This is a genomic window from Bradyrhizobium sp. CCBAU 11386 (genome assembly GCF_028128955.1).
Lineage (GTDB): Bacteria > Pseudomonadota > Alphaproteobacteria > Rhizobiales > Xanthobacteraceae > Bradyrhizobium.
The window spans coordinates 1-26,239 of sequence record NZ_LBKA01000251.1 but is presented as its reverse complement, the minus strand read 5'-3'; the positions used below and the strand labels follow the sequence as shown (position 1 = coordinate 26,239).

Genomic DNA, 26,239 nt, shown 5'->3' with positions numbered 1-26,239 from the left:
CGAGAGGCCGCATCCGCCGATGGGCGGACGACGGGACGAACGACAAGAATTCAACACAAGAATTCAAACGGATGAAAAAGGGGAACGTCCATGACCAGGAAGCAGTGGTTACTGTCCGGCTTCGTCGCCTTCACCTGTCTTGCCTCGACCGCCGCCGTGTCTGGCCCGATCGAGAATTATTCTCCGGTCACCGCGCAGCGCCTGGAGAATCCGGAACCGAGCAACTGGATGCTCTATCGGCGCACCTATGACGGGCAGGGCTACAGCCCGCTCGACCAGATCAACACCTCGAACGTGAAGGGTCTCACGCCGGTCTGGACGTTTGCAACAGGCGTCGTCGAAGGCCACGAGGCGCCGCCGATCGTCAACAATGGCGTGATGTTCGTGGCAACCCCGATGGGGCAGGTGATCGCGTTGAACGCGAAAACCGGCGACGAATACTGGCGCTACAAGCGGCAGCTCCCCGACGATCTGTTCCAGCTGCATCCGACCAGCCGCGGCGTCGGCCTCTGGGAGGACAAGCTCTATCTCGCCACCACCGACGATCATGTCGTCGCGCTCGACGCCAAGACCGGCAAGGTGGTGTGGGACACCAAGGTGCAGGACTACAAGAAGGGCCAGTACATGACCCTGATGCCGCTGATCGTCGACGGCAAGGTCATCGTCGGCGGCTCCGGCGGCGAGTTCGGCGTGCGCGGCTATGTCGCCGCTTATGACGCCAAGGACGGCAAGGAGCTGTGGCGGACCTACACCATTCCCGGCGAAGGCGAGCCCGGTCACGACACCTGGCAGGGCGACGACTGGAAGAACGGCGGCGGTTCGGCCTGGATGACCGGCAATTACGACAAGGACACCAAGACGATCTATTGGGGCGTCGGCAACGCGGCGCCGTGGCCGGGCGAGACCCATCCCGGCGACAATCTCTACACCTCGTCGGTGCTTGCGCTCGATCCGAACACCGGCAAGATCAAGACCTATCACCAGTACCACCAGAACGATTCCTGGGACTGGGATGAGGTCGAAGCGCCGATGCTGATCGACCTGCAACGCGACGGCCGCAACATCAAGAGCCTGGTCCATCCGGGGCGCGACGCGATCTTCTGGGTGCTCGAGCGCACGCCGACCAAGATCAACTACGTGGCAGGCTGGCCGTTCGTCTCCACCGACGTCTGGAAGGGCATCGATGCCGAAACCGGCAAGCCGATCGTCGATCCCGCGCACAAGCCGGTGATTGGCAAGCGCGTGGAGTTCTGTCCGTCGCTGTGGGGCGGCAAGGACTGGCCGTCGGCGGCTTACAGCCAGAAGACCGGCCTGGTCTACGTGCCCGCCAACGAGAACTTCTGCGGCGGCTTCACCGGCGAGAAGGTCGCACTCAAGCCGGGTGAGCTCTGGCTCGGCACCAAGCCGGAAGACATTGGGCTGAAGACAAAGCCGGGCGCGGATCATTTTGGCGAGCTGCAGGCCTGGGATCCCGTCACCGGCAAGAAGGTGTGGCAGCACAACTTCCCGAAGTCGCAGCTGTTCGGCTCGGTGACGGCGACCGCGGGCGATCTCATCTTTGCCGGCGGCACCAACGATCGCAACTTCCGCGCCTTCAACGCCAAGACCGGCGAGCTGTTGTGGGAGCAGAAGACCAATTCCGGCATCATGGGCATGCCGGTGTCCTATGAGATCGACGGCACGCAATACATTGCGATCCAGTCGGGATGGGGTGTGGACGCGCAGCGGATTCAGGATGCGCTGGTGACCAACAACATCGGCATCGAGGCCAACGTGCCGCAGGGCGGCGCGATCTGGGTGTTCGCGCTGAAGAAATAGCTCCGCGGGCGGATCGAAAGAAGCGGAGCAGCAAGGGGGGTGGCGAATGCGGCGGACGGAAACGTCCGCCGCATTTTGTGCGTGTGGCTTGTGGCAAGGCCGACGCCCGTGCCACGAACTCGTCATGCCCGGGCAGAAGCGCGAAGCGCGTCTTCGCGCTAGGTGTCCCGGGCATCCACGTCCTGGCTTCGCGTGAAAAGAACGTGGATGGCCGGGACAGGCCCGGCCATGACGCGGAAACAGCCGCGTGGAAAAGCACGGCGTCGCTACTTCCCGTGACGATCCAGCTTGTCCTTTTCCTTCTGGTTCATCTCCTGAACCTTTGGATCGGTGTTGCTCTGCCCGATGGTCTGGGTGGTTTTCCGGATCACGCGCTCACGCCTCCAATTGCTTGCCGATCGGCAGCGCACGGATGCGTTTTCCGGTCGCGGCGAAGATGGCATTCATCAGCGCCGGTGCGAACGGCGGAACGCCGGGCTCGCCGACGCCGCTCGGCGGCATGCCTGGCGCGGGCGGCACGATGTAGACGTTGGTCACCACGGGAGACTCGTCGATCCTGACGACCTGGAAGTCGTCAAAGTTCTTCTGCTGCACCTTGCCGTCCTTGAAGGTGATCTCGCCATATTTGGCGAGGCTGAGGCCCATGATCGCCGCGCCCTCGATCTGCGAGGCGATGCGCTCGGGGTTGACATAGGTGCCGCAGTCGATCGCGGTGTCGACCCGCGGCACGGTCAGCTTGCCCTTGTCGTCGACGGCCACCTCGACGATGGTCGCAATATAGCTGACGAAGCTGCGGTGTACCGCGATGCCGAGACCGTGGCCCTTCGGCACCTGACGGCCCCATTCGCCCTTCTCGGCCACCAGCTCGACCACCTTGCGCAGGCGGGCGGTGTCGATCGGGTAGCTGTCCTGGGGCTCGCCATAGTTCCACATGTCCTTCACCGCGGGCTTGACGATCCGCGGGCTGCCGATCAGCGCGAGCAGCGTCTCCTTCTGGTCGCGGCCGGTCGCGTTCGCGATCTCGCCGACCATCGACTGCACCGCGAAGGCGCGCGGGATGTTCGAGACCGAGCGGAACCAGCCGATGCGGGTGAACGCCGCAGCCTCCGGGTTCTCGCAGGAGATGTTGGCGATCTCGAACGGCATGTCGACGAGGCCCATGCCGAGCTCGAAGGGCGCCTGATGCACCGTGCCGGCCGCAAAGGTCGAGGCGATGCTGGGCGCCACGCTGCGGTGGCGCCAGGCGATCACCTTGCCGCTCTTGTCGAGGCCGGCCTCGATCCGCTCGACCGAGACGGTGTGCAGGAAGCCGTTGTGGATGTCGTCCTCCCGCGTCCACTGCACCTTCACCGGCGCGCCGAGCTCCTTCGACAGCAGCGCGGCTTCGAGCGCATAGTCGCATTTCGACTTGCGGCCGAAACCGCCGCCGAGCAGCGTGACGTTGACGGTGACATTCTGCTCGGGGATGCCGAGCGTCTTGGCGACGTCCTCGCGGGTGCCGCCGGGGCTCTGCACCGGCGCCCAGATCTCCGCCTTGTCGCCCTTGACGTCGGCAACCGCCACCGGCGGTTCCATGGCGACATGGGCGAGATGCGGGACGTAGTATTCGCCGACGATCACCTTGTCGGCGCCTTTCAGGGCGGCGTCCGCATCGCCCTCCTTGCGCACGACGAGGCCGGGCTTGCGCGAGGCCTCCTCGAGCTCCTTGCGGTAGGCGACGGAGTCGTATTTGCCGTTGGGGCCGTCCTCCCAGACCAGTTTCAGCGCGTCGCGGCCATTGATCGCGGCGCCGGTGTTGCGGGCGATCACCGCGACGCCGCCGAGCGGCTGGAATTTCGACGGCCACGGCCAGCCGCGCACCTGCATCACCTTCTCGACGCCGGGCACCTTCAACGCCGCGTCCGGATCGAACGAGGTAAGCTTGCCGCCGGTCACCGGCGGGCGCGCGATCACGGCATATTTCATCCCCGGCAGGCGCACGTCGGCGCCGTATTGCGCCTTGCCGGTGGTGATGTCGTGAAGATCGACGATGCCGATCTGGCCCTTGGTCAGATAGCGGAAGTCCTTGGGGTCCTTCAGCTTGAGGCCTTCGATGCTCGGCACCGATTCCTTGGCGGCGTCGGCGGCGAGCTCGCCGAAGCCGAGCTTGCGTCCGCTGGCGCTGTGGACGACCTCGTGATTGACGGCCTTGACCTCGGTCGCGGGCACGCCCCAGCGCTTGGCGGCGGCCTGCTCCAGCATGGTGCGGGCGGCGGCGCCGATCTGGCGCATCGGGATCAGGTAATGCCGCGTGCTGCGGGAACCGTCGGTGTCCTGGTTGCCGAACTTGACCTCGTCGCCATGGGCCTGCTGCACCTTCACCCTGGACCAGTCGGCCTCCATCTCCTCGGCCACGATCAGGGGCAGGCTGGTGCGCACGCCGGTGCCCATCTCGGAGCGGTGGGCGACGATGCTGACGATGCCGTCGGGCGCGACTGCGACGAACACGCGCGGATCGACCACGACGCCGTGCGGCATCTTTCCGGCGCCGGTCTCATAGGCAAACGCCTGGCGCGACATCACGGGCGCGGCGAGCACGAAGCCGCCGGTGACACCGAGCCCCTTCAGGATGCTGCGGCGCGAGACCTTCTCGACACGGATGTTCTTTTCGAAGCTGTGGAGCTTCCGCGGATTGTCGATGAAATTCATGTCACACTCCCGTCGATGCGAGATGGACGGCGTTCTCGATGCGCTGGTAGCAGCCGCAGCGGCAGATGTTGCCGGACATCGCCTCGCGGATCTGGTCGTGCGAGGGTTTCGGGTTGTCCATCAAGAGCGCCGCGGCCTGCATGATCTGGCCGGCCTGACAGAAGCCGCATTGGGGCACGTTGACCTGGCGCCAGGCTTTTTGAACCGGGTGATCGCCGTTGGGATGCAATCCCTCGATCGTGGTGATCTCGCGTCCGGCGACGTCGTTGACCGACGTGATGCAGGAGCGCACGGCCTCCTTGTCGACGATGACGGTGCAGGCGCCGCACAGGGCCTGGCCACAGCCGAACTTGGTGCCGGTTAGCCCGGCCTCGTCGCGCAGGAACCAGAGTAGCGGGAGATTCGGGTCGCCGTCCCAGCTCTGTTCCTGGCCGTTGATCTTCACCTTGATCATGATCTTCCCTCGCTCTTCATAAGCATGAAATTCAAATGCGCCGGCAGCGCCGGCGGCGGCTCGTGCGTCGTCGCCGCGCCCCGCCGTCGTCCCGCGCGGGCAGATCCCGGAGGGAGGCAGGAACGCCAATAGCGATGTCTGGATGTGCTCGATACCTCCCGTTTTGTTCTTGTTTGATTGAACTTCGCGCGGCATCGTCACGGCGCGATCGTAGCAGCGATCGGCCGGCCCGGCACAGCCGGGTGTTGTCAGCGTGAACAGATTGCATCTGTGGTTTGTCAAAAGCAGGGCGCGGCATTGCGCCGCGCGCATTGCGCAACTGCAAAGCAGGTCGCAATAAAAAAGCTTCGTCCGCCAGAAAGACTGTACGGACGAAGCAGGATGCCTCAGTCGAGGGAGGGAGAAACGCAGGAGCCGCGGACTTCAGGCGGGAAGCGGGCGGCACTGCGCAGTCATTCAGAGACCAGGACTGAGGGAGCGCGTGGCCCTCGTAGACACAGAGTGCAGAAGCGGCGGCTTCGCCGTTGGAAGTCACCTCCGTCCGGCTCGCTGGTGCTGGTCGGGACCAGCGAGCGGACGTGGCGTGGGTCTGGCGGCCCTGCTCGGGCCGCCTCGTTCAGGCGGCCTTCGTCAGGCTGCTTTGGCTTTCGCCACGTGGGTCGCGATCGCGTCCATCAGCGCCGGCGACAGGCAGTCGTAGGGCTCGAGCCCGATTTCCTTCAGCCGCGAACGGATGCCGGCCATCTGCTCCGGCTTCACGCCGGATTCGATCACCGAGGAGACGAAGGCGGCGAATTGCGGCGCCTGCGAGCCCTGTTCCTGGAACAGTTCGGGATGGATGAAGTCGAGGCCGTAGAACGCATGGTTCTTGTTCTCGATGCGGCCGTACATGTGCGTGCCGCAGGCCTTGCAGGCGTGACGCTGGATCACCGCGGAGGGATCGACGATCTGGAGCTTGTCGCCGTTCTCGAGCACGGTGACGTTCTGGCGCGGCACCACGGCGACGACGGAGAACGTCGCGCCCGGCGGCTTCCAGCACTTGGTGCAGCCACAAGCGTGGTTGTGGGCGACGTCGCCCTTGATGCCGATCTTGACCTGATGGTCCTTGCATTTGCAGGCGAGCGTACCGCCGGCGAAGCTGCCGCTGCCCTGTTTGAGGCCGTTGTCGATCGATGGGTGGAGTGCAACAGTCATGGGTCGATCCTCCTTGGGGGTGATGGCGGTGAGCTAGTAGACGACGACGGAACGGATGGATTTGCCCTCGTGCATGAGGTCGAAGCCCTTGTTGATCTCTTCGAGCTTGAGCACGTGGGTGATCATCGGATCGATCTGGATCTTTCCGTTCATGTACCAGTCGACGATCTTCGGCACGTCGGTGCGGCCGCGCGCGCCGCCGAAGGCCGTGCCGCGCCAGTTGCGGCCGGTGACGAGCTGGAACGGGCGGGTGGCGATCTCCTTGCCGGCTTCGGCGACGCCGATGATGATCGAGGTGCCCCAGCCGCGATGGCAGGCTTCAAGCGCCTGGCGCATCACGGTGGTGTTGCCGGTGCAGTCGAAGGTGTAGTCGGCACCACCGTCGGTGAGGTTGACGAGATGCGGAACGATGTCGCCGGTAATCTTCTTCGGGTTGACGAAGTGGGTCATGCCGAACCGGCGGCCCCAATCTTCCTTGGAATCGTTGACGTCGACGCCGATGATCTTGTCGGCGCCGGCCATCTTGGCGCCCTGGATCACGTTCAATCCGATGCCGCCGAGGCCGAACACGACCACGTTGGCGCCCGGCTCGACCTTGGCGGTGTTGACGACGGCGCCGACGCCGGTGGTGACGCCGCAGCCGATGTAGCAGCTCTTGTCGAACGGCGCGTCCTCGCGGATCTTGGCGACAGCAATCTCCGGCAGCACGGTGAAGTTCGAGAAGGTCGAGCAGCCCATGTAGTGGTAGATCGGCTTGCCCTTGTAGGAGAAGCGGCTGGTGCCGTCGGGCATCACGCCCTTGCCCTGCGTCGCGCGGATCGCGGTGCAGAGATTGGTCTTCTGGCTCAGGCAGCTTTTGCACTGCCGGCATTCCGGCGTGTAGAGCGGGATGACGTGGTCGCCCGGTTTCACCGAGGTCACGCCGGGGCCGATCTCGCGGATGATGCCGGCGCCCTCATGGCCCAGGATCGACGGGAAGATTCCCTCGCTGTCGAAGCCGTCGAGCGTGTAGGCGTCGGTATGGCAGATGCCCGTCGCCTTGATCTCGACCAGGACTTCGCCGGCCTTCGGTCCTTCCAGATCGAGCTCGACGATCTCAAGCGGCTTCTTCGCCTCGAAAGCAACGGCGGCACGTGTCTTCATCGTAAACTCCTCAGATTCTCACGGGGCGCCAAGAAGTAGTCTCGGCAGTCCTCGTAGCGTTTATTTCTTGCCCATGCAGGCGTCTTCCGCCTTGGTGTAGGCCTCTGTTTTCTCCTCCTTCTTGGAGGGACGCTGCCGGCCCCACGCTTCGGTCGAGCGCGCGCGCAGATAGACGTACAGATCGTCCATGTAGCAGGCGACGTTCGGGTTGTCGCCGAAGGCCGGCATGACGTTCTCCTGCGCGGTCGAGATGTTCTTGCGACCGGAGGCGATCACGCCGAGGAAGTCGCCATAGCTCATGCTCTTGACGGAATCCTTGAGCGCCGGTGCGTAGGTGGAGCCCATGCCGTCGGGGCCGTGGCAGACGTGGCAGTCGGAGTGATAGCGGCGGTATCCAGAGTAGGTGAACCAGTCCACGGTGCCGTCGGCCGAAATCTTGTAGGTCGGATTTCCTTCCTTATCGAGCCACTTTCCGTCGTCTTCCTTCTTCACGGAGGTCGGGTCGCCCGGACCGTCCGCGACCGCAATTCCTCCGGACGCAACGAAGATTACCGCAGCAATGACAGAGCAGATTTTACGCAAGAGATTGTTCCTCGAAGGAGCCGGGGGACGAGCCGGCGCGTGGAGTTGATCCACGCGCCGGAGCGATACGGAGTTGAGGCTAGTTCGTCGGCAGCGAGAACACGGTCAGCGTACCGCCGAGTGCCGTGTAGTTGCTGAGGGCTGCGTAGCCACCGACCGCGCCGAGACCGGCGGTCGGATCGGTCAGGCCTGCGGCGAGACCGATGCCGGCCCATCCGCCAACGCCCGAGAGCACTGCGACGTACTGCTTGCCGCCGTTCTCATAGGTCGTGACGTTGCCGATGATGCCGGAGGGAGTCTTGAACTTGTAGAGCTCCTTGCCGGACTTGGCGTCGACCGCCTTCAGGTAGCCTTCGAGCGTGCCGTAGAACACCACGCCGCCGGCGGTTGCGAGCGCACCCGACCAGACCGAGAACTGCTCCTTGTTCGACCAGACGATCTTGCCGGTCTTGCCGTCCCAGGCGATGAAGTTGCCCATGTGGCTTTCACCCTGCGGCGGATACATCGAGAGCGTCGCACCCACATAGGGCTGGCCCGCGGTGTAGCTCACCTTGAACGGCTCGTAGTCCATGCAGACGTGGTTGGTCGGAACGTAGAACAGCTGCGTGTCCGGCGAGTAGGCTGCCGGCTGCTCGTCCTTGGTGCCGAGCGCGGCCGGGCAGATGCCCTTCACGTTGTGGTCTTCGCCGGCCTTGTCGGTCGAAGCTGCGTCGAGCACCTTCGGACGGCCATAGGTCGGCGAGTTCTTGTCCATGTCGACGCCGGAGGTCCAGTTCACCTTCGGGTCGTACTTTTCGGCAACCAGCAGTTCGCCGCTCTCACGGTCCATGGTGTAGCCGAGGCCGTTGCGGTCGAAATGCGTCAGCAGCTTGCGCGGCTGGCCGTTGATCTGCTGATCCGAGAGGATCATCTCGTTGACGCCGTCATAGTCCCACTCGTCATGGGGCGTCATCTGATAGACCCACTTGGCCATGCCGGAATCCGCGTCGCGCGCGAAGATGGTCATCGACCATTTGTTGTCGCCCGGACGCTGCTTCGGATTCCAGGTCGAGGGATTGCCCGACCCGTAATAGACGAGGTTCAGAGCCGGATCGTAGGACATCCAGCCCCAGGTGCAGCCGCCGCCGATCTTCCACTGATCGCCTTGCCAGGTCTTCAGCGAGGAGTCGGCTCCAACCGGCTTGCCGAGCGACGTCGTCTTGGCCGGATCGACCTTGATCTGGTCGTCCGGACCTTCGGAGAAGGCGCGCCAGACCTGCTTGCCGCTCTTGAGATCGTAAGCGGTGACGTGGCACTGCACGCCGAATTCGCCGCCGGAGATGCCGACCAGCACCTTGTCCTTGACGACCAGTGCCGCCGAGGTGCCGGTCTGGCCCTTGCTCGGATCGCCGTTCGTCGCCGACCACGCCACCTGGCCGGTCTTGGCGTCGAGCGCGACGAGGTTGGTGTCGGCCTGATGCAGGATGATCTTGCCGTCGCCATAGGACAGGCCGCGGTTGACCGTGTCGCAGCACATCACCGGGATGACGTTCGGATCCTGCTTCGGCTCGTACTTCCACACGATCTTGTTCTCGTTGGAAAGGTCAATAGCGTAGACCTTATTCGGGAACGGTGTATGGACGTACATCGTGTTGCCGATGATCAGCGGGCCGCCTTCGTGGCCGCGCAGCACGCCGGTCGAGAAGGTCCAGGCGACCTGGAGCTTGCCCACGTTTTGTGCGTTGATCTGGTTCAGCTTGGAATACCGGGTATTGGCGTAGTCGCCCGCCGGCATCACCCAGTCTTTCGGATTCTGCGACATCTTGATCAGCTCGTCATTGGCTGAAGCGCTGCCGACGGCGAGAGCCGCCGCGGAGCCAAGATAGGTCGCCAGTAGCACCTTGCGCATTGTCATTTCCTCCGTTGGTATCGTTTATTGTTTCCGAAGCGTTGCTCAATCACCGGGCTTCTCGTCCGGCGTCTGCTCGTGCAGGGCGGTCACGATTGGGACCAGAAACGATGGTGCGGTGTTTCCTCCTCCTGATGAGAGCCACGGGTCCACGTGCAGGAGCGGCCCGTTCTTGTTGTTCCTGCCGCAATCCCTAACGCCTTCGTCAACGGGAAACTTGCCCAAGAGAGAAGCCGGTTTGCTTGACAGCGCACGGACGCGAAGATTTTGATTTTGCAGTAGCGAATTCAGCGGCTTCTGCACCGCGTCGGGACCACGTTCAGCGCTCAGGTTCCCCTTGACGGCGCTGCAACTAAGGCGGAGGATTAATCTTCGAGGGTGGCAATGAAACGATGGCGCTCGTTGCAACAGACCACTCAAATTCGAGGCAAACGTCACGCAATCTCGGCTGAGGGCTCCAGCAGCGCTGGTCGTGATTCGCGTCGAATTTCCGAATCAAACCAGTGGCTGGATTAATGTCCGACACAATTCATACGCTCTCGACGACTGGAATGACGCCGAAGCGGCAGATCCAGAGCTGGATCGACGGGCTGACCAGCCTGTGTGGGTATTTCGACGTCGATCCGCTGGAGGCCTCCTCGCTCGAAGGCCGCATCGACTACACCTCGGTCTCGCGCCTGAAGCTGTGCCAGATCGAGGTCAGCCAGCATCGCATCGCGCACACGCTCGCGCGCGCCAAGGCCAACCAGCACCCGTACATCAAGATCCACTTCCAGACCTACGGCGTGTCCTATTTCGAACAGGAAGGTCGCCACATCGAATTGAATCCGGGCGACATCATCGCCTATGACGTCTCCTGCCCGCATTCGATCATCAGCCCCGCCTTCACGCGTCACGACGTGGTGATCGTGCCGAAGGCGCTGCTGCGCGACCGCGGCTTCCCGTCGCAGCGGATGCCGGCCTGCAAATTGTCGGCGAAGACGGGTACGGGGCGGATCGCCCACGATTTCGTCCACGCGACCTTCGACGAGGCGGCCAAGCTGTCGGCGAACAGCGCGGTCGGCGTCGCCGATTCGCTGATCGACCTCTTGCTGCTGCCGCTGCGCGAAGCCGACACGATGTTCGATCGGGTCGGGCCCGAGGCGATGTATGTGCGTGCGCAGTTCTTCATCCGCGAGCATCTGCGCGATCCGGATCTGTGCATCGACCAGATCTCCGCCGAGCTCGGCTGCTCCAAGCGCTATCTGCACATGCTGTTCTCCGAGCGCGGCACCACGGTGAGCGATTACATCTGGCAGGCGCGCTTGCAGAACTGCCGCCAGGAGCTCGAGGCCCACGCCGGCAAGACCATCACCGACGTCGCGTTCTCCTGGGGCTTCTCCAGCTCGTCGCATTTCAGCCGCGTGTTCCGGAAGTATTTCGGCGTGGTGCCGTCCTCGATCCACAAGGGGCAGCAGAGCGCCGCGGCCGCGAACGAGCATTGAGCGCACGCCGGGGAGCTCCCGGCGGGTCGCCAATGTGCTTTACGCCCAATGTGCTTTACGCCGACGTGGCAATGTAGGGAATGCTGGCCAGCAGAGCGGCGAGCAGGACCGCGTTGCACAGCATCCCGCTCCAGTGCAGCCGGCGCAGCCGACGCGGAGCCTCGGTATCGCCCGCGTCACTCGCGCTGAGCTGGTCATCCATCCGCTGCATGAACCTGCGGCGCCCGCCGATCGCCACAGCTGCAAGCAGGCCGACGACCGCGGCGAAGAGCAGACGTCCGGCGAGGAGGAAGGCCGCAGTCCCGATGATTCCGGCAACGCCCATGACCAGGAAATGGACATTGAACATTCCGCGCAGCAGCAGGGCGACGGGCCGGATGTCGAGCTTCACCAGCAGGAAAGCGGGCGAAGCCAGCGTGAAATAGCCCATCGGAAAGAGCAGGATGATCATGGCGGCTATGGCGATGGCATCCGGTGTCATGCGATCGGCCTTTCTCGTCCGGACCCCGGGGGTCTCCGGCTGCACCCATGATAATGGATGATAATGGATGCCGTCGCCGACTTCGACTTAGGCTTTGGTCGGATGCCGGGCCACGCAGTGGAAGCTCGCCCGCTGCGCCATGCCCGAAGACTCAGGCCGGTTCGAGGCTAAGCGACTGCGCGCTCTCGATCCAGATCGGCAGCTCGCGCTGATACAGGGCATTGGTCTCCTTGAAGCCGATCGCGGGTTCGAGCACGAAGGTCGTGAGCACCTCCTTCACTTTCGGATCGTTGTTGGCGGCGACGCAGAGCCCGGCCAGGCGGTCGACCACCGGCTGCGGCGTTGCCTTCGGCACCGCCCAGCCGGTGAAGCCGCTGACGGTGAAGAATTTCGACGTCGCGCCCTGCTCGGGAAGCGTCTTGATGGTGGGAATCGCGTCGACCTTCTTCGAGTGCACCGCGAACACGGTGCCACGGTCGCTTTGCAGGACGGATTGCGCGGCCGTGTAACTGCCCATCGCGGCATCGAGCGTGCCTTCCAGCATGCCCGTCCACATCGGCGCTTCGCCGCGGTAATGGACCGGCTCGATGTTGAGGCCATACTGCTTGTTGAGCTCGTTGATCGTCATGTGCGGGGCCGAGCCCGCGCTGTAGGTGCCGAAGTTCACCTTGCCGCTCTTGCGCGCGAACGCGACGAAATCCTCCAGCGTCTTGACGCCGGTCTTCGGGTTCGCCACCAGCAAGAGGCCGGCGCCCGGAATGACGCTGACGAGCGTCACGTCCTTGTCCATGTCGTAGCCGGGATTCTTCATCACCACCCGGTTCATGATGTAGGTGGTCGAGATCGAGCACAGGATGGTGTGGCCGTCGGGCTCCGCGCGGGCAACGTCCGCCGTGCCGATCGCGCCGGAGGCGCCGGGCTTGTTCTCGATCACGACGGTCTTGCCGACCTGCTTGGAGATGAATTCGCCATAGGCGCGCGCGAGCAGGTCGGTCTGTCCGCCGGCCGGGTAGCTGCAGATCATGCGAATCTGCCGCGACGGCCAGATGCCTTGGGATGTGCCTTGGGATGCGCCTTGGGATGTGCCCTGGGCCGAGGCGCTGCGCGCGACGAAAGGCATCGCGAGTGCAGTGGCGCCGGCGGCGACGAAGTGGCGGCGATCGAGTTTTGCGGACATGATTCTCTCCCGGATTTTTGCCGAACCTACTGCATCACACCGTGTCTGCCATGGGCGGCAGGCGAGACAGATTGGCGCATTGGAAGGTATGGCGCTGCCTATCCGCGCGCCATCCGGGCAATCAGGCCTTTCGCATCACCCGTTGCCAGATGATCTCGGTCAGAGGCGACCTCACCGCTGAATGATCTTCATCCAGACATCGCCGAGGATCGCGGGCTCGCGCGGCGGCAAATAGGTGAGGCCGGCCTGCTTGCCGAATTCGGCGATCTTGCCTTCAGCGGCGAGCTCGGTCAGCGCCTTGTTGACGGCGTCGATCAGCGCGGGATCGCCGGCGAGCCCGACATAGCCGCGATTGGCGCCGATCGGATAATAGTAGCCGGACGCGGTGATCGGCGCATCCGGATGCGCGGCGCGATGGGCATCGAAGCGGCCGAGGTCGATCAGTGTCGCGTCGTAGTCGCCACGTGCCAGCGCGCCGAGGAGATCGTCGCGGCCGGGGACGAGATGCGTGATGTTGTCGATCAGGCGCCCCTTGTCGAAGGTCATCAGGATCGCATCGCCCAGCGATCCGCTCTCGATGGCGAGGCGGAGTCCGGCGAGATCGCCGATGTCCGCGATCTTGCGCCCCTCCGCCTTCGGCCCGAGCACCACCGTCATCGGCGAATAGACATAAGGCTGGCTCGGCGTGAGCACGCCGAGCGCGACGCGGCGCCGCCGGTCCTCGCGCGTGGCGCCAGCGAAATCCGGCAGGCGCGCCGTCTTCATGCCGGGCTTGACGAGGGAATCCGTCGTCAGCGCATAGCCGCCGACCAGCGAGCAGCGCCCGTCGGAGAGCAGCGCATTGGCCTCGAGCTGCGGGCTGGAATCCTCATCCAGCTTGCTCTCGAACCACTGGATCTTCAGCGGTCGCCCCATCCGCTCCGCGATCGCCTGCGCCAGCAGCACGTCGAAGCCGGAATCCGCCTTGCCCTTGTGATGCACCGAGAGCGGCGGCCGGTCCTCGTCGAGACAGACATTCAAGGGATCATCGGCCGCGTGCGCGCCCGTGGCCGCGAGGATCGCGGCGAGGCTCCAGGCGGCTGGCCAGCGCCTCATGGCTTCCTCCGGCTCGAGATGAAGGCCCAGAGATCACCGATCTCGTCGTCGCTGAGGATATCGCCCCAGGGCGGCATCTTGTTGTTCTTGCCGTTCTTCACGGTGGTGATGAAGCGCGTCTTGTCGTCGGGAAAGGCGCGCAGGTCCGGTGTGATGGTGCCGGAGTTCATCATGTTGGGACCGTGGCAGTGCGAGCACTTTGAAGCATAGGTCGACTTGCCATGGTCGATCTGTGCCTGCACGGGATTGCCGGTTGCATCGTCCGCGGCACGAACGGTCGCGGCAAGCGCGACCGTCAGCGCCGCGACGGTGGCGATTGTCGCCACCGTCTTGTGAGCTACGTCCTTCAGCATCGTGCCGTGGTTACTGCTTGACTGCAAAGACCCACAGCGAGCCGCCGGGCGGCACCTTGGCAAGCCGCTCGTCGCCGGAGAACAGCGAGTAGACGCCGCCATAGCCGCTGGTGACGGCAACGTACTGCACGCCGTCCTGCTGCCACGTCACCGGCTGCCCCTCGATGCCGGAGCCGGTCTGGAACTGCCAGAGCTTCTTGCCGGTGTCGGCGTCGAAAGCCTCGAACTCGCCGGTCAGCGCGCCCGAGAACACGACGCCGCCCGCGGTCGACAGCACGCCCGAGAAGCGCGGGATGTCGCTTGGCGCTTCCCACTTGGCCTTGCCGGTCATGGGATCGATCGCCTTCAGATGGCCGCGCGGGCCGTCACCCCATTCCCAGAGATCGGTGAGGTCCATGCCGAGATACCATTCGCCCTGCTTGAAGGTGACGGGCTCGGTCTTGTACCTGCCGCCGAAGGCGAGCGTGTTGGCGTAGGCAAGGCCGGTCTGCGGATTGAACGACATCGGCTCCCAGTTCTTGCCGCCGAGGATCGACGGATAGACCGTGACCTTCTTGCCCTCGCGCGCGTCCTTCGAAACGTCGGTCTCGATGGGGCGGCCCGTCTTCATGTCGATGCCGGTTGCCCAATTCACCTTCACGTAAGGATTGGCCGCGAGCAGCTTTCCGTTGGTGCGGTCGAGCACGTAGAAGAAGCCGTTGCGGTTGGCATCCATCAGCACCTTGGTCGGCTTGCCCTCGACATTCATGTCGGCGAGGACCATCTCGGCCACGCTGTCATAGTCGAACGGATTGTTCGGCGAGAACTGGTAGTGCCACTTGATCTTGCCGGTCTTGGGATCCATCGCCAGCACGGAGCAGGTGTAGAGGTTGTCGCCGGGGCGCACCGCCGAGTTGAACGGGCCGGGATTGCCGATGCCCCAATAGACCGTATTCAGCTCGGGATCGTAGGAGCCGGTGATCCAGGTCGAGCCGCCGCCGAGCTTCCAGGTGTCGCCCTTCCAGGTGTCGCCACCCGGCTCGTCGGGCGAGGGGATCGAATGGGTGCGCCAGAGATGCTTGCCCGTCGCCGGATCCCAGCCGTCGATGAAGCCGCGGGTGCCGAACTCGGCGCCGGAGATGCCGGTGATGACGACGCCGTCGGCGACCAGCGGGGCCACCGTCATCGAATAGCCTTCCTTGATGTCGGCCGCCTTCTGCCGCCACAGCTCCTTGCCGTCCTTGGCGTCGAGCGCGATCACGTTGGCGTCGAGGGTGGTGCGGAACACCTTGCCGTCGTAGAGCGCGGCGCCGCGGTTGATGATGCCGCAGCAGACGATGCGCGGCGTCTCGGCGGGATACTCGATCTTGCTCTTCCAGATCTGCTTGCCGGTCTTGGCGTCGACCGCCATGGTCGCGTTGTGCGAGGTCACGTAGATCACGCCCTGGTACACCAGGGGCTGCGATTCCTCGCTGCGATCGTCGTTGAAGGAGTAGTTCCAGACCGGGACGAGGTTCTTGACGGTGTCCTTGTTGATCTGGTTCAGGGTCGAGAAGCGCTGGAGATTGTAGCCCATCCCGTAGTTGAGAACGTTCGACGTGTCGGTCGCACCCTTGACCAGCTGTTCGGCGGTCTGGGCGTTTGCATACGTTGATGCAAGCATGACGAGGCTCGCGGCCATCGCAAAGCGTTTCATCCGTTCCTCCCAATATGCGCGCCTTTTGACGCTGCGACAGCAACACTCCGCCTGAATGCAAAACGCGTCAATACGAAAGTCGAATGCCCGCTGCCGATATGTTGGACCCGGCGGCCGGTTACTTCGGGTAAACCTTTCGGCAATGTCGCGAGTTGCGTACAGACGCTGCTGAAATTCCGCGACGCGAAGTGGCGTGCAGGGGCGGGTCCCGTCGGTTGCAGGCGGGGCAGGGTGCAATTGCAGGCTTGAACCGGCGGCGCGCTTGCGGATTTATGTCGTCTCGATCCCGTTCGAATCGGGGTGCTCTATCAGGGGAGGTTTCGATGATGTCACGCCGCTCTGTTGCGCTTGCGCTCGCGATTGCGATGCTGTCCGCTCCGGCCTGGTCGGCCTCCGGCAATGCCGTCAAGATGTTCGATACCGACAATGACGGCACGCTCGACCTTGCCGAGGTGAAGAAGGCGGCCGCTGCATTGTTCGCCAAGCTCGATCCCGATCACGACGGCACGCTGGATGCGCGCGAATTGCACGGACGGCTGACGGCGAAAGAACTCGCCGCTGCCGATCCCGACCGCGACGGGACTCTCACGCTCGACGAATATCTGTCCGTGGTGGAGCAGCGCTTCAACGCGGCGAATCCGGACAAGGACGGAACGCTGGATGCGAAGGAGCTGAACTCGCGCGCCGGCCGCGCACTGCTGCGCCTGTTGCGGTGAAAGCAGCGGCGCTTGACTGGGAGCGAAGACAGTTTGCCCGAGAGGGAAATTCGCGAGCGATATGCGACAGTTCGCTGTGTTCGCTCTGCGATTCCAGGCTTGCGCTGTGCCTGACGCAGCCCTAGGTTTTGCCCCGCGCGATGTCGCGCTCTATACCTTGGGAGATCCCGGATGGCTTGGAAAGCTCCGAAGATCGTGGAAGTGTCGGTCGGCATGGAAATCAACATGTACGCCTGCGCTTCGCGCAAGTAAGACTGACGAACCTGCCACGGCTTCGGTGGCGAATGCCATCGAAGCCGTGGTAGTGTTCGGGATGCGCGCGAGAGCTCAAACCTTCTGGATCATGGCTGCCTGCACGATCGCGCTTGCACCGGCATATGTCAGCGCCGAAGAGGGCTTCGATACCGAGCACATCTTCGGCTTCATGATCGGCACCGATGTCGGCAATCCCGGCGAGCGCGAATTCCAGAGCGAGACCACGGGGCGGTTCGGCAAGGGCGGCGGCACCTATCGCGCCCTCGCGCAGGAGGTCGAGATCGAGGTGGTGCCGTTGCCGAACTTCCGCATCGAGGTCGGCGCCACCGCAAGCTTGCACGACATCACCGGCGTCCCCGATATCGACGATCGCCGTCAATTCAATTTCCAGGGCGCCTCGCTCGACCTGCGCTATCGCCTGCTCGACCGCGAGCGCGCGCCGTTTGGCCTGACCGTCGCCGCCGAGCTCCACGGCGACCGCATCGACGAGACCAGCGGCGCCAAGGGGCGGATGTACGGCACCGACTTCACGCTCGCCTTCGATCGCGAACTGATCCCGAACTTCGCCATCGGCGCGCTCAACCTGATCTATCAGCCGGAATGGGCGCGCTTCGAAGTGGGGGGATTGTCCGAGAAAAACTCCACGATCGGCGCGGCCTTCGCCGGCCTCGTGCGGGTGCGGCCCAACATGCTGCTCGGCGGCGAGCTGCGCTACTTCCGGCAATACGAGGGCATCGGCCTCGGCGAGTTTTCGGGCCAGGCCCTGTTCGTCGGCCCGACCGCCTATTTCCAGCTCTCCGAGCGCTCGCGCCTCACCGTGAGCTGGAGCATGCAGGCCTGGGGCCGTCCGGCCGGATCGGGCGCCAATCTCGATCTCGTCAATTTCGAGCGCCATCAGGCGCGGCTGGTGTTCGGGGTGAATTTCTAGCGCTCTTGCGCATGATGCAAATTCTTAGGGTATTAAAGCATCGGCATCGTCATGGCCGGGCTTGTCCCGGCCATCCACGCTTGGCTACGCAGCACGAAGTACGTGGACGCCCGGGACAAGCCCGGGCATGACGGAGACGGTTCCCGGCTCCCGATCCCTCACGCCGGATTGAAACTTCCCTCTCCTTGAAACGTAACCTTTCGTGCTAATTCCATCGTCCCGCGAGAGGATTCCGGCATGAACCCGATCGACCTGGTGGTGACTGTGTGTGCGGTGCTCTCGCCTGCGACCTGCGAGGAACAGCATCTGGTGTTCAACTATGCGGGGTCGCCGCGGCAATGCGCGATGGCCGCACCGCCCTACATCGCGCAATGGGTCGGCGAGCATCCGAAGTGGCATGCGGTGCGGTGGCGCTGCGAATATCCGCACCCGAACGACAAGGCGTAAGCCGCGCGCGTTACTTGGTGCAGTCCTTCAGATCCTTGTCGGCGATCGAGAACACCGCGTCCGGCCTGATCTCGATGTCGCGAACGATGCACTGCCGCGCATTGGAATAGCTGACCTTGGCGTCGTAGCGGCCGGGCTCGACGCCGGTAATGCGCAAACGCTCGTCGTGGTCGACCTCCTTGTCCTTGTCGTTCAGGCACTGGTTTGGGCCCCAGTCGGTCTTGCCGGCGGGCGAGAGCTGAAAACCGGAGATCGTCTCCGTCGTCAGATTCCAGAGCCGGATGCCCTTGCCCTTGCTCTGCGCGGCGGCCTGGCCGGCAAATGCCAGCAACGCGATCAACACCAGACTCCAACGCATCAAATCATCCTCCCCAGTCGACGCCGTTATTGCCTGATCAGGCGCTCGCGGTTCTTTGCCTTGTCGAAATTTTTGGCGCGGTCAAGGCCGATCGGTGCGATCAGCTTGGCGGAGGTGAGATCGGCGCCCTCGAAATCGGTGTCGATGAGGGTCGCCCCGGTCAGGTCGGCGCCGCCGAGCTGGGCGTGCCGGAGCGACGCACCGCTCAGGTCGGCTCCCCTGAGAGAGGCAAACTCGAGATCGACGCGCGACAAGTCGGCGTTGCGCGCATTCAACCGTTCCAGATTGGCCGATCTCAGCACGGCGCGCATCAACCCCATCGACTGGTTGCGCATGTCGGCGCTGAGATTCGCGTCGGCGATCGTGGCCCCGACCAGGCTCGCGCCGCTGAGATCGGCTGCGATGCGCGCGCCGGTCAGATCAGCGCCGTCCAGGTGAGCGCGTGCCATCTGCGCGGCGAACAGGTTGGCGCCCCTCAGGCTCGCGCCCGTGAGATCCGCGTCGAGAAGCCACGCCTGATCGAGGATTGCTCGATCAAGACGGGCGCCGCCGAGTTTTGTCCTGTTGAGCCGTGCCGCGCGAAGCACTGCCCTGGAAAGGTCGAGCCCGGAGAGATCGAGCCCCGACAGGCGCGTGCCGGTGAAGTTGGCGGGCGTGCCGGCGCTCGCTTTGGCCAGCACGGCCTCGACCTCCTGTCGGCTCATTTCAGCGGAGACCATGGCGGGCGAGGTGAGGTCGACGTCACGCATCATGTCCTGCGCGCTCGCCGTCATCGCGACGAGTGCGAGGCCAAGCGTCGTCAGAGCAACCGCTCGTCTCATCGTTAGGCTCCGCTGGCGGCCTGTTTAGCACACGCGCGGCGCGGCTGCCTATGAGACATCGCGCCCGGTGCGTTCGCCGCCCTGCTCATCCTGGGCTCGCCGCGCAAGCCCGGCCTTGATCGCGGCAATCGCGGCGTCGCCGCGCGCCTCGCGCGGGATGCCGATGGGCACCTCGGCCAGAATGCGCGCCGGGCGCGGCGACAGGAAGAACAGGCGGTCGCCGAGGCGCACCGCGTCGTCGATACTGTGGGTCACGAGCAGTGTCATCACGGGGCGGCTTGCCACCAGCGTCGCGATCTCGTCGCGCAGGCGGCCGGCCAGCGCGTCGTCGAGCGAGGCGAGGGGCTCGTCGAGCACCAGAATGTCCGGCTCGACCGCAAAGGCGCGGGCGAGTGCGACGCGGCGAGCCAGCCCCAGTGACAATTCGCCCGGGAAGTGGTTGCGATGCTGCTCCAGCTCGAGGATCCTGAACAGCTCCGACAGCTGCGCATCGGAGATGCCGGGCGCAGCCAACCGCACATTCTGCTCGACCGAGCGCCACGGCAGCAGCCGCGGCTCCTGGAACACCATGCCGATCCGTGCCTCCGGTGGCCGCGCGATGGTCCCGTGAAAGTCGCGGTCGAGGCCGAGGAGGATGCGCAGCATCGTGCTCTTGCCGCAGCCGGACGGGCCGATCAGCACGCCGACCTCGCCGGATTGAAGCGCGAACTTGATCGGCGCCAGCACGTCCTGCGTCCCGCCCGCCGCGTTCCTGAACGCTTTGCCTGTGATATCGACCTCAAGCCGCACGGGGCCGCCACCTTGTTGCACGGGCCTCGAACGGCTGCACCAGCACCGTCTCGATCACGAGCACGACGGCGGCGAACGTCAGGGAATAGGCGAGCAGCCGCGGCGTGTCGAACAGCTGGAACGCGACCCCGATCTCGAAGCCGACGCCGTTCGGCCGTCCCAAGAGCTCGGCGACCAGCACGATCTTCCACACCAGCGACAACCCGGAGCGGGCCGAGGCTGCGATATAGGGCGCAAGCTGCGGCAGCACGACATGGCGGAAGGCGCGCCAGCGCGGCATCGCGAACACGCTCGCCATCTCGTCCAGCGAGCGGTCGAGCGCGCGCGTGCCCTCGCGCAAGGTGACGATGGCGGTCGGCAGCTTGTTGATGGCGATTGCGGCGATCGCGGCCGCCTCGGTCAGGCCGGCCCAGATATAGGCCAGCACGATCACGACCAGCGCCGGCAGGTTGAGCAGCAGGATCAGCCAGGGATCGCCGAGCCGGTCGGCGAGCTTCACCCGCCCCATCAGGTAACCGATGGCGCTGCCGAGCGACATCGCCAGCACGAAGGCGAGTGCGACGCGGGCCAGCGTGGCGCCGAGATGCAGGAACAGCCCGCCGTTCGAGGCTTCCTCGATGATGACGTTGAGCACGGCAGGCGGGGAGGGCAGCTTTGCGCCGCCGACGAACAGCGCCGCAAGCCACCAGGTCGCGAGGAACAGGGAAAACGAGAGCAGACGCAGCACCTCAGTCTCCGGGGACTGCGTGATAGAAAGTGCCGGGATCGAGCTCGGCCGCCGGCCCGACCAGGTCGCGGCCGCCGGTCTCGGCCAGCACGCGATAGAGCACGCGCGCATCCGTCTCCTCGTCGGCGATGCTCCGGCGCGGAATGCCGTCGCGATAACGGTCACGATAGGTCTTGAGCATGACGGCATCGCTCGTGCCGGTGAGCGGCGCGATCTTCTCCCAGGCCGCATCGGAGGTGACCAGCAATTGCTTGGCCTTGCGGGTCATCGCGATGAAGCGCGCCACCGCCGCACGATGGCTTGCCGCCCAGCCTTCGTCGAAGACATAGCCGACCGCGGAGACCGCTCCCTTGGCGCCCAGCTTCGGCAGGATGTCCTCGATGCCGGCGAGGCGGCGAAAGCCCTTGGCCTCGAGCTGGGCGCAGAAATTCCAGAAATTGAGGCTGGCATCCATCTCGCCGTCGAGCGCCTTGGCGGCGATCAAGGGCGGCGCGCCATAGACGATGGTCGCTTCCGATTTCAGGTCGATGCCGTCCTGCTTCATCCGCGCCTGCAGCAGCAGCCAGCTCTTGTCGATCGCGCCGCCACCGACGGCGAGCTTGCGGCCCTTGAGGTCGGCGAGCGTCTTGATCGGCGAGGCCGCGGGCACCATCACCGCGCCGAGTGCGCTGGAATAGGGGTAGAAGGTGAGCTTGGCGCCGAGGGCGCGCTCGCGCGACACCCACAGCCAGTCCGACAGGATGATGTCGGCGCTGCCAGCGCGGAGCGCGATCTTGCCGGCTTCGGGGCTCGCAAGCTCGCTGACCTCCAGCGACAGGTCGGCGTCCTTGTCGAGGCCACCGGCCCGGATCGCGGCCAGTTCCCAGGAGAATGTTCCGGTCTTCTGCACCGCAAGGCGGATGGTATCCGCGGCGCGGACGCTTGCGACCTGTGCCAGTGCCAGCGTCGCCGCGAGCGCCAATGTTCGACCAAGTGCTCTCATCACCTTGTGAGCCGTTTCCTCGAAGGAGTGCTTTTCAGGACAATACGCATAGCATAGCTTTCGTCGCAACCAGCGGGAGGACGCTCATGAATCTGGCGGGACAGCTACGACCGATTGTCGCCGCATTGGCGGTGCTGGCGGCGGCCGTGTCCGCGGCGCGCGCCGAGGAGGCCAACGACTATCCGACGTCGGCGCGCGCGGAGTACGTCTACGGCTGCATGAAGGCCAATGGCGAGACGCGGGCCGCGATCGAGCAATGTTCCTGCTCGATCGACGTGGTCGCCTCGATCGTCACCTATGAGCGCTATGTCACCGCCGAGACCGCGCTCAGCATGTCCCAGGTCCGCGGCAATCTCGGCGTCCAGTTTCGCACCTCGGAGCAGGCGAATTCGGCGGTGAATGATCTGAGGCGGGCGCAGGCGGAAGCCGAGGTGAGGTGCTTCTGATCTAACACCGTCATTCCGGGGCGATGCGAAGCATCGAACCCGGAATCTCGAGATTCTCAGGTGCGCAATCGCGCACCATAGTTCGGTCCTGCGGACCGCCCCGGAATGACGGCGTGACTATTACGTCCCCGGCTTCTCCACATCCCACTCGTTGCGGAACACGTGCCCATCCGTGTCCTTGGCTTCCGCGCGGAAGCGCTTCGCGCCGTTCGACACGTAGGTGAAGCGCAGATTGGGATCTTCGGAGATCGAGATGCCGCCTTCCATCGACAGAACGGGACTGTCGTCCTGCGTCAGCTTCAACTGGTTGACGAAGAAGGCGGGAATATAGAGCTGCGTGACCTGGTCCATTTGCAGGCCGGAATTGTTGGGATGGCCGATCATGATCTGCGCCTCGCGGACACGGCTCGCCGGCGCGTCCTCGCGCGCGAATTGCCGGTAGCGCATCTGCCCAAGCCGGTTCCTCGCTTCCTCGACATTCTTTCCCGCCGGCGCGGAGCAGCCGCCGGAGGCTTTCACATACGTCTTCGACACGTAGAGCTGGCCGTCGCTGAGCTCGGCCACCGCGTGGACATCGGTGTAGTTGTTGACGCGCACGCGCGTGGAGATCTCGCTGACATTGGCATCCGGCCCGAGCTCGAACTTCGCCGCCATCGGCGCCGGATTGTGGTCGATGACCAGCGTGATCGAGCGGATGCGGCGGGCATCGCCCGGCGAGAGCTTGCTGCGCAGGGTCACCGGCACGATGGCCGCGTCCTCGGCGCGATACGGCATCTCGATGCCGATCACGTCGGCGCCGTCGTTCATCGGACGGTTGCTGAAGATGTCCTGCACCAGGCCCGGCCAGGGATCGTAGGCCTCTTCGGCCTGCGCCGGCGCGGCGAAGGCGACGCCGAGGAGGAGGGCGATCAGGGGCAAGCGGCGTATGCATCCCGTCATGGTCATGGTCCCGTGCGGACAAAGCAGTCAGGGTCCGCGAAGCTGATCCTGGTACAGCGTAGCGCGCCCGCTACTCCCATTCAATTTCTGAAAATGCTGCGGTAGCGTTACGGGCATTGTAGTCGTCGAACAGCTGCCAGTGCGTCCGTTCCGATTCAGCTGCCTTGTCCGCGGCGGTTCGGATCGGCGCGCCCTTCTTGTTGAGTGTGCGGACGTCGGACAGCACCGTCGTGAGATAGCGTCGTTCATCGGCTAGCGCCGCAGGCCAGTCGCTCACGGGGCCGTGACCGGGAACGACGCGAGCCGCCGGAACCGTTTCAAGCTCCTTGAGCAGGGCAAGCCAGCCGCGAATGCTGCCGTCCATGACCGGAATGTGGCGGAGAAAGACGAGGTCGCCCGTGAACAGCGTCTTGGTCGTCTCGTCGAACACCGTCAGATCGCTGTCGCTGTGCGCGGCCGGCCAGGCCCGCAAGGTCAGGCGGCGCGATCCGAGGTCGAGCGTCATCGTGTCCGAAACGAGCAGGGTGGGCGGTACGATCTTCACGGGATCGATCAGCTCGCCGCCCATGATGCGTCTGAAATTGTCGAGATAGTAGGGCCCGCGCGTTGCCAGGGCCTGCGGCAGCTTGCTGTGGCCAACGAAGCTGGTTCCTTCCGCAACGAAGGCCGCATTGCCGAAGACATGGTCGGGATGGCCGTGGGTGTTGATGACGTAGCGGATCGGCTTCTCAGTGCGGGCCCGCACGGCCGCCAGCAGCGCCTCGCCTTCGCGGAGGCTGCCGCCGGTGTCGATCACGGCGACCGCATCCGCGCCCACGATGAAGCCGACATTGGCGATGTCACCCTCGTTCTCGCGCGTCATCAGGGCGATGGTCCCAGCGTGTACGAAGATTCCCGGCGCGACTTCGCTTACAGGCAATTCGGCTGCTTCCGTGCGTGCTAGCGTCGCTATCCCGAGCAGGGTCAGGGCGGCGATCCTTGAAGCGATGTGAGACACTTTTCCGCCTCAGTTCAAAGGGTTTGCTGCATTGCACTGCAACAATGAGAGGCCAGCACAAAGTTTGGCAAAACATGGCGCGTCATGCGTTGCATGGATAACATTCAAACAAAACGAGGAGGAAGCGCGATGACGGAGGCCGGACGACATCGTCGCTGGTTGGTCTTGCTGTGGGGGCTGGTTGCGTCCTGTGCGCCGGGCGACGTCGCCATGGCGCAGACCAGCGAGACCGGAGACCTCTCGTTCGAGCTGGTCGACCCAAAGGTGCTGCGGGTCTGCGCCGATCCGCGCAATCTGCCGTTCTCCAACGAGAAGGGCGAGGGGTTCGAGAACAAGCTCGCCGAGCTGTTCGCCGACAAGCTCGGGAAGAAGCTCGACTACGTCTTCTTCCCGCAGGCCACAGGCTTCGTGCGGATGACGCTGGGCGCACATCGCTGCGACGTCATCATGGGTTTCCCGCAAGGCGACGACCTCGTGCAGGGCACCAATCCCTATTACCGCACGACCTATGCGCTGGTCGCAAAGGCCGGCAGCGGGCTCGAGGACGTCGACACGCTTGAGGACGCGAAGTTGAAGGGCAAGCATGTCGGCATCGTCGCCGGCACGCCTCCGGCGACCAATATGGCGATCGCCGGCCTGATGGGCGACGCAAAACCCTATCCGCTGATGATCGACACGCGCTTCGACAATTCCGCGCAGGCGATGATCGATGACCTCTCGGCCGGCAAGATCGACGCCGGCGTGCTGTGGGGACCGATGGCGGGCTTCTATGCCAAGAAGGCCGGCTCGCTCCACGTCACGCCGCTGGTGAAGGAAACCACCGGGCCGAAGCTGGTCTATCGCATCGGCATGGGCGTGCGTCCCGTCGACCAGAACTGGAAGCGGCAGCTCAACAAGCTGATCCAGGAGAACCAGGGCGAGATCAACAAGATCCTGCTCGACTTCGGCGTTCCCTTGCTGGACGAGAGCGACCGGCCGCTCGGCGCGGAGACGGCCAAGAAGGCGCAGTGAGGCGGCGCGTTGCCGCTGCGCTGGTCGCCGCCGTTCTGGCGGCGCCGGCATGGGCGCAGCAGCAGGAGCCGTTCGAGCCCGAGGGCTACCGCACCGACAATTACCGCGCGCCGGTGCCGGCGACGCTCGCCGGCGCGCGCGTGCTCACCACAGCCGAAGCCGAGGCGATCTGGCGCGCGAAGAGCGGCGTGTTCATCGACGTGATGCCGCGCGCGCCGAAGCCGAAGAATCTTCCCGAAGGCACCGTCTGGCGCGATGCGCCGCGCAGAAACATTCCCGGCAGCCTGTGGCTTCCGGATACGGGCTACGGGAATCTGCCGCCAGCCATGGACGATTATTTGCAGCGCGGCCTCGCGCAAGCGTCGCGCGGCGACAAGGCCGCGCTGCTCGTGATCTATTGCCTGGCCGACTGCTGGATGTCCTGGAACGCCGCCAAGCGTGCGTTGGCTTACGGCTATTCCAACATCACCTGGTATCCTGATGGCACCGACGGCTGGGAGCGCGCCAAGCTTCCCACCGACGAGGCGCAGCCGGAGCCGCGGCCGGATCAATAGACGAAAATTGGACCGAGCCATGTCGGCATACGCAGCTGCGCTCCCTCGCCCCGTTCTTACGGGGAGAGGGTGGGGTGGGGCTGCTTCCGCGTTGACGGCGTCAGGTAGAGCCGCGGAGCCTCCTCCTCGTCATGTATGGACGGCCCCCTCTCGGCATGTATGGACGGCCCCCTCTCGGCAAGGGCTTTTTGGTGCTTCGACGAATGGATCGGGGAGCGGTCATGTATACGGCCTCGA

27 protein-coding genes are annotated in these 26,239 nt (G+C 64.6%); 9 read left to right on the top strand and 18 right to left on the bottom strand.

What is annotated here, in order from left to right; genetic code table 11:
* Positions 1-90: 90 nt before the first annotated feature.
* A complete protein-coding gene (locus XI09_RS33120) occupies positions 91-1,818 on the top strand; it encodes a methanol/ethanol family PQQ-dependent dehydrogenase (protein ID WP_271570607.1) in 1,728 nt (575 codons plus the stop codon).
* Positions 1,819-2,193: 375 nt separating this feature from the next.
* Here XI09_RS33120 and XI09_RS33115 read toward each other — a convergent pair whose 3' ends face one another.
* From XI09_RS33115 to xoxF5, 6 genes are all read right to left on the bottom strand, one after another.
* Positions 2,194-4,506 (bottom strand): xanthine dehydrogenase family protein molybdopterin-binding subunit, encoded by a 2,313-nt coding sequence (locus XI09_RS33115; protein ID WP_271570606.1) that lies wholly within the window; start codon positions 4,504-4,506, stop codon positions 2,194-2,196.
* Position 4,507: 1 nt separating this feature from the next.
* A complete protein-coding gene (locus XI09_RS33110; protein WP_271570703.1) occupies positions 4,508-4,960 on the bottom strand; it encodes a (2Fe-2S)-binding protein in 453 nt (150 codons plus the stop codon).
* 630 nt (positions 4,961-5,590) lie between these two features.
* Entirely contained in the window at positions 5,591-6,154 is a 564-nt protein-coding gene (gene gfa, locus XI09_RS33105; protein WP_271570605.1) for an S-(hydroxymethyl)glutathione synthase, read from the bottom strand.
* Between the two features lie 33 nt (positions 6,155-6,187).
* Entirely contained in the window at positions 6,188-7,297 is a 1,110-nt protein-coding gene (locus XI09_RS33100) for an S-(hydroxymethyl)glutathione dehydrogenase/class III alcohol dehydrogenase (RefSeq protein WP_271570604.1), read from the bottom strand.
* A 60-nt stretch (positions 7,298-7,357) separates the two neighbouring features.
* Positions 7,358-7,879, bottom strand: a complete 522-nt coding sequence (locus XI09_RS33095; protein ID WP_442869634.1) for a c-type cytochrome, methanol metabolism-related — start codon at positions 7,877-7,879, stop codon at positions 7,358-7,360.
* A gap of 79 nt (positions 7,880-7,958) precedes the next feature.
* On the bottom strand, positions 7,959-9,767 hold the full coding sequence (xoxF5, locus tag XI09_RS33090; protein WP_271570603.1) for a lanthanide-dependent methanol dehydrogenase XoxF5: 1,809 nt from the start codon (positions 9,765-9,767) through the stop codon (positions 7,959-7,961).
* A gap of 515 nt (positions 9,768-10,282) precedes the next feature.
* Between xoxF5 and XI09_RS33085 the strand changes: the two genes are divergently transcribed.
* Positions 10,283-11,251, top strand: coding sequence for a helix-turn-helix domain-containing protein (locus XI09_RS33085; RefSeq protein ID WP_271570602.1), 969 nt, complete (start codon positions 10,283-10,285; stop codon positions 11,249-11,251).
* 55 nt (positions 11,252-11,306) lie between these two features.
* Here XI09_RS33085 and XI09_RS33080 read toward each other — a convergent pair whose 3' ends face one another.
* From XI09_RS33080 to XI09_RS33060, 5 genes are all read right to left on the bottom strand, one after another.
* Positions 11,307-11,732, bottom strand: a complete 426-nt coding sequence (locus XI09_RS33080; RefSeq protein ID WP_271570601.1) for a hypothetical protein — start codon at positions 11,730-11,732, stop codon at positions 11,307-11,309.
* 151 nt (positions 11,733-11,883) lie between these two features.
* The gene (locus XI09_RS33075; protein WP_271570600.1) at positions 11,884-12,909 is read right to left on the bottom strand and encodes a Bug family tripartite tricarboxylate transporter substrate binding protein; all 1,026 of its coding nucleotides are present in this window, start codon (positions 12,907-12,909) and stop codon (positions 11,884-11,886) included.
* Between the two features lie 171 nt (positions 12,910-13,080).
* Entirely contained in the window at positions 13,081-14,004 is a 924-nt protein-coding gene (locus XI09_RS33070; protein ID WP_271570599.1) for a substrate-binding periplasmic protein, read from the bottom strand.
* Entirely contained in the window at positions 14,001-14,357 is a 357-nt protein-coding gene (locus XI09_RS33065; RefSeq protein WP_271570598.1) for a c-type cytochrome, read from the bottom strand. The genes XI09_RS33070 and XI09_RS33065 overlap by 4 nt, the downstream gene beginning before the upstream one ends.
* 10 nt (positions 14,358-14,367) lie before the next feature.
* Positions 14,368-16,032 (bottom strand): methanol/ethanol family PQQ-dependent dehydrogenase, encoded by a 1,665-nt coding sequence (locus XI09_RS33060; protein ID WP_271570597.1) that lies wholly within the window; start codon positions 16,030-16,032, stop codon positions 14,368-14,370.
* Between the two features lie 323 nt (positions 16,033-16,355).
* On the opposite strand from XI09_RS33060, the gene XI09_RS33055 reads away from it, so the two are divergent.
* The 4 genes from XI09_RS33055 (at position 16,356) to XI09_RS33040 (ending at position 18,378) form a co-directional block, all read left to right on the top strand.
* Positions 16,356-16,748: a calcium-binding protein gene (locus tag XI09_RS33055; protein ID WP_271570596.1), complete on the top strand. Its 393-nt coding sequence runs from the start codon at positions 16,356-16,358 to the stop codon at positions 16,746-16,748.
* 171 nt (positions 16,749-16,919) lie between these two features.
* Positions 16,920-17,000, top strand: a complete 81-nt coding sequence (gene pqqA, locus XI09_RS33050) for a pyrroloquinoline quinone precursor peptide PqqA (RefSeq protein WP_035663753.1) — start codon at positions 16,920-16,922, stop codon at positions 16,998-17,000.
* Between the two features lie 25 nt (positions 17,001-17,025).
* Complete coding sequence (locus XI09_RS33045; protein WP_271570595.1) at positions 17,026-17,931, top strand: hypothetical protein; 906 nt, start codon at positions 17,026-17,028, stop codon at positions 17,929-17,931.
* Positions 17,932-18,168: 237 nt separating this feature from the next.
* Positions 18,169-18,378, top strand: coding sequence for a hypothetical protein (locus XI09_RS33040; RefSeq protein ID WP_092188052.1), 210 nt, complete (start codon positions 18,169-18,171; stop codon positions 18,376-18,378).
* Positions 18,379-18,388: 10 nt separating this feature from the next.
* On the opposite strand, the gene XI09_RS33035 is transcribed toward XI09_RS33040, so the two are convergent.
* Genes XI09_RS33035 through XI09_RS33015 form a run of 5 tightly spaced genes read right to left on the bottom strand, consistent with a single transcriptional unit; the run spans position 18,389 to position 22,055 of the window.
* A complete protein-coding gene (locus XI09_RS33035; protein ID WP_271570594.1) occupies positions 18,389-18,736 on the bottom strand; it encodes a hypothetical protein in 348 nt (115 codons plus the stop codon).
* Positions 18,737-18,762: 26 nt separating this feature from the next.
* Complete coding sequence (locus XI09_RS33030) at positions 18,763-19,557, bottom strand: pentapeptide repeat-containing protein (RefSeq protein ID WP_271570593.1); 795 nt, start codon at positions 19,555-19,557, stop codon at positions 18,763-18,765.
* A 48-nt stretch (positions 19,558-19,605) separates the two neighbouring features.
* Positions 19,606-20,346, bottom strand: a complete 741-nt coding sequence (locus tag XI09_RS33025; RefSeq protein WP_271570592.1) for an ABC transporter ATP-binding protein — start codon at positions 20,344-20,346, stop codon at positions 19,606-19,608.
* A complete protein-coding gene (locus XI09_RS33020) occupies positions 20,336-21,073 on the bottom strand; it encodes an ABC transporter permease (RefSeq protein ID WP_271570591.1) in 738 nt (245 codons plus the stop codon). The genes XI09_RS33025 and XI09_RS33020 overlap by 11 nt, the downstream gene beginning before the upstream one ends.
* Position 21,074: 1 nt before the next feature.
* Positions 21,075-22,055, bottom strand: a complete 981-nt coding sequence (locus XI09_RS33015) for an ABC transporter substrate-binding protein (RefSeq protein WP_442869633.1) — start codon at positions 22,053-22,055, stop codon at positions 21,075-21,077.
* Between the two features lie 86 nt (positions 22,056-22,141).
* Between XI09_RS33015 and XI09_RS33010 the strand changes: the two genes are divergently transcribed.
* Positions 22,142-22,501, top strand: coding sequence for a hypothetical protein (locus tag XI09_RS33010; RefSeq protein ID WP_271570589.1), 360 nt, complete (start codon positions 22,142-22,144; stop codon positions 22,499-22,501).
* A gap of 120 nt (positions 22,502-22,621) precedes the next feature.
* Here the strand turns inward: XI09_RS33010 and XI09_RS33005 are convergent, their stop codons facing one another.
* Positions 22,622-23,440, bottom strand: coding sequence for a quinoprotein dehydrogenase-associated SoxYZ-like carrier (locus tag XI09_RS33005; protein ID WP_271570588.1), 819 nt, complete (start codon positions 23,438-23,440; stop codon positions 22,622-22,624).
* Positions 23,441-23,510: 70 nt separating this feature from the next.
* Positions 23,511-24,437, bottom strand: a complete 927-nt coding sequence (locus XI09_RS33000; protein WP_271570587.1) for a quinoprotein relay system zinc metallohydrolase 2 — start codon at positions 24,435-24,437, stop codon at positions 23,511-23,513.
* Positions 24,438-24,566: 129 nt separating this feature from the next.
* Between XI09_RS33000 and XI09_RS32995 the strand changes: the two genes are divergently transcribed.
* Together XI09_RS32995 and XI09_RS32990 are read left to right on the top strand one after the other, a co-directional pair.
* Positions 24,567-25,448, top strand: a complete 882-nt coding sequence (locus XI09_RS32995) for a substrate-binding domain-containing protein (protein WP_271570586.1) — start codon at positions 24,567-24,569, stop codon at positions 25,446-25,448.
* A complete protein-coding gene (locus XI09_RS32990) occupies positions 25,445-26,002 on the top strand; it encodes a PQQ-dependent catabolism-associated CXXCW motif protein (RefSeq protein ID WP_271570585.1) in 558 nt (185 codons plus the stop codon). Before XI09_RS32995 ends, XI09_RS32990 begins: the two co-directional genes overlap by 4 nt.
* Positions 26,003-26,239 lie beyond the last annotated feature (237 nt).

What these genes read in the sequence shown, in the direction of transcription:
- XI09_RS33120 (WP_271570607.1), top strand. Translation starts at nt 91, where the DNA reads ATGACCAGGAAGCAGTGGTTACTGTCCGGCTTCGTCGCCTTCACCTGT.
- XI09_RS33115 (WP_271570606.1), bottom strand. Translation starts at nt 4,506, where the DNA reads ATGAATTTCATCGACAATCCGCGGAAGCTCCACAGCTTCGAAAAGAAC.
- XI09_RS33110 (WP_271570703.1), bottom strand. Translation starts at nt 4,960, where the DNA reads ATGATCAAGGTGAAGATCAACGGCCAGGAACAGAGCTGGGACGGCGAC.
- gfa (WP_271570605.1), bottom strand. Translation starts at nt 6,154, where the DNA reads ATGACTGTTGCACTCCACCCATCGATCGACAACGGCCTCAAACAGGGC.
- XI09_RS33100 (WP_271570604.1), bottom strand. Translation starts at nt 7,297, where the DNA reads ATGAAGACACGTGCCGCCGTTGCTTTCGAGGCGAAGAAGCCGCTTGAG.
- xoxF5 (WP_271570603.1), bottom strand. Translation starts at nt 9,767, where the DNA reads ATGCGCAAGGTGCTACTGGCGACCTATCTTGGCTCCGCGGCGGCTCTC.
- XI09_RS33085 (WP_271570602.1), top strand. Translation starts at nt 10,283, where the DNA reads ATGTCCGACACAATTCATACGCTCTCGACGACTGGAATGACGCCGAAG.
- XI09_RS33080 (WP_271570601.1), bottom strand. Translation starts at nt 11,732, where the DNA reads ATGACACCGGATGCCATCGCCATAGCCGCCATGATCATCCTGCTCTTT.
- XI09_RS33075 (WP_271570600.1), bottom strand. Translation starts at nt 12,909, where the DNA reads ATGTCCGCAAAACTCGATCGCCGCCACTTCGTCGCCGCCGGCGCCACT.
- XI09_RS33070 (WP_271570599.1), bottom strand. Translation starts at nt 14,004, where the DNA reads ATGAGGCGCTGGCCAGCCGCCTGGAGCCTCGCCGCGATCCTCGCGGCC.
- XI09_RS33065 (WP_271570598.1), bottom strand. Translation starts at nt 14,357, where the DNA reads ATGCTGAAGGACGTAGCTCACAAGACGGTGGCGACAATCGCCACCGTC.
- XI09_RS33060 (WP_271570597.1), bottom strand. Translation starts at nt 16,032, where the DNA reads ATGAAACGCTTTGCGATGGCCGCGAGCCTCGTCATGCTTGCATCAACG.
- XI09_RS33055 (WP_271570596.1), top strand. Translation starts at nt 16,356, where the DNA reads ATGATGTCACGCCGCTCTGTTGCGCTTGCGCTCGCGATTGCGATGCTG.
- pqqA (WP_035663753.1), top strand. Translation starts at nt 16,920, where the DNA reads ATGGCTTGGAAAGCTCCGAAGATCGTGGAAGTGTCGGTCGGCATGGAA.
- XI09_RS33040 (WP_092188052.1), top strand. Translation starts at nt 18,169, where the DNA reads ATGAACCCGATCGACCTGGTGGTGACTGTGTGTGCGGTGCTCTCGCCT.
- XI09_RS33035 (WP_271570594.1), bottom strand. Translation starts at nt 18,736, where the DNA reads ATGCGTTGGAGTCTGGTGTTGATCGCGTTGCTGGCATTTGCCGGCCAG.
- XI09_RS33030 (WP_271570593.1), bottom strand. Translation starts at nt 19,557, where the DNA reads ATGAGACGAGCGGTTGCTCTGACGACGCTTGGCCTCGCACTCGTCGCG.
- XI09_RS33015 (WP_442869633.1), bottom strand. Translation starts at nt 22,055, where the DNA reads ATGAGAGCACTTGGTCGAACATTGGCGCTCGCGGCGACGCTGGCACTG.
- XI09_RS33010 (WP_271570589.1), top strand. Translation starts at nt 22,142, where the DNA reads ATGAATCTGGCGGGACAGCTACGACCGATTGTCGCCGCATTGGCGGTG.
- XI09_RS33005 (WP_271570588.1), bottom strand. Translation starts at nt 23,440, where the DNA reads ATGACGGGATGCATACGCCGCTTGCCCCTGATCGCCCTCCTCCTCGGC.
- XI09_RS32995 (WP_271570586.1), top strand. Translation starts at nt 24,567, where the DNA reads ATGACGGAGGCCGGACGACATCGTCGCTGGTTGGTCTTGCTGTGGGGG.